Source organism: Bradyrhizobium sp. Ce-3 (genome assembly GCF_022835695.1).
Taxonomy (GTDB): Bacteria; Pseudomonadota; Alphaproteobacteria; order Rhizobiales; family Xanthobacteraceae; genus Bradyrhizobium.
Genome location: NZ_BQUV01000035.1, coordinates 1 through 379, shown reverse-complemented (window position 1 = coordinate 379; position 379 = coordinate 1). Strand labels below are relative to the sequence as shown.

At 44.3% G+C, this 379-nt stretch carries 1 protein-coding gene; it reads right to left on the bottom strand.

Features of this window, described 5'->3' with window-relative positions:
- Positions 1-379 (bottom strand): sigma-70 family RNA polymerase sigma factor (locus tag BRSPCE3_RS35715; protein ID WP_244071805.1); only part of this gene is annotated, 379 nt, incomplete at both ends.

Below are 379 nucleotides of genomic sequence, written 5' to 3'. Positions count from 1 at the left end.
CTCTCTGCCGGTGTAGGTGCAGCAGGCATATTCATTAAGGTAATACGGGATTCCAGCTGTTGTAACAGCTCATGACCATAGCGGGCCCTGATACGGTCCTGCTTAATGTAGTTAAGACAATTATTCTGGACAGCCCTGTACAGGTATGCTTTTACCGATACCTGTATGTCCAGGTCATCATACCGTTCCCAGACCTTGAGGAACGTGTCCTGCACAATCTCTTCCGCCAGTTCATGACGGTTTACAAAATCAAAAGCAAAAGTACAGAGCGCAGCATAGTATGTTTTGAAGAGTCCTTCAAAAGCCGGTAACTGTTGTTTATGTTGATTGATATGTAAACTCGATTCCAAAATATTCAGATCCTGGCACGCTGTTATAC